General features: G+C 55.7%; 3 protein-coding genes. All 3 read right to left on the bottom strand.

Annotation, left to right across the window (positions count from 1 at the left end; translation table 11 throughout):
- The coding region (locus tag HHU12_RS36055; RefSeq protein WP_262889458.1) for a DUF4311 domain-containing protein at positions 1-96 on the bottom strand (96 nt) is incomplete at its 3' end.
- A 99-nt stretch (positions 97-195) separates the two neighbouring features.
- On the bottom strand, positions 196-495 hold the full coding sequence (locus HHU12_RS34545) for a DUF4312 family protein (RefSeq protein ID WP_002886896.1): 300 nt from the start codon (positions 493-495) through the stop codon (positions 196-198).
- A gap of 2 nt (positions 496-497) precedes the next feature.
- Positions 498-596 (bottom strand): SFCGS family glycine-rich protein, encoded by a 99-nt coding sequence (locus HHU12_RS34540; RefSeq protein WP_394353233.1) that lies wholly within the window; start codon positions 594-596, stop codon positions 498-500.
- Positions 597-610 lie beyond the last annotated feature (14 nt).

Below are 610 nucleotides of genomic sequence, written 5' to 3'. Positions count from 1 at the left end.
AAAGGAGAAGTGGGAGGCCGGATCGCCCTCACAGGAATTCAGCTCGCCCAGGGTTCGAAACGCCCCCATCCCCTGCGTGGTGGGGGCATGAAACATGCGTGCCGCTCCGGCGCCCACGCCGACGCCGACCAGGCCGCCGATGATAAGCGATTTTATTAAAATTATCAGGAACATAGTCAGACCTTATGCTAACAATCAGGTTTGCGTGACGAAATCCACTTTATCGAGATCGATGGCGGTCACGTTGACGGTGACGTCCAGCTCCACGCTGTAGGTCCGTCGTTCACGGCGCAAAAAGAAGAACAGAAACGCCTCTTTTCGTACCGCTTCGCGCGCATGAACAACCGTCACGTCCTGTGGCTCAATACGCAGTAGGATGCGCGAGGATGATTTCATCACCGCAGCCTGCACATGGTTCAGGGCATCGGCGAAGGCCCGTGATTTGCTTTCGCCTTTGCCGGCAACCCTCACCGTGGTGGTGAATTGCTCTTTCATACTTATGCGCCGTATTTCTTTTTCCAGGCTTCTACCAGCCGCTCGCCCAGCTCTTCTTTATCCATAAAGCCGAAGCCCAGCACGTTGCAGCCTTCGTTGATAGCGGTGACGCCCT

Origin of the sequence: Flammeovirga aprica JL-4, assembly GCF_012844305.1 — a bacterium.
GTDB classification, from domain to species: Bacteria; Bacteroidota; Bacteroidia; order Cytophagales; family Flammeovirgaceae; genus Flammeovirga; species Flammeovirga aprica.
The sequence above is the reverse complement of the archived record's forward strand: the minus strand, read 5'-3'. Positions and strand labels throughout refer to the sequence as shown.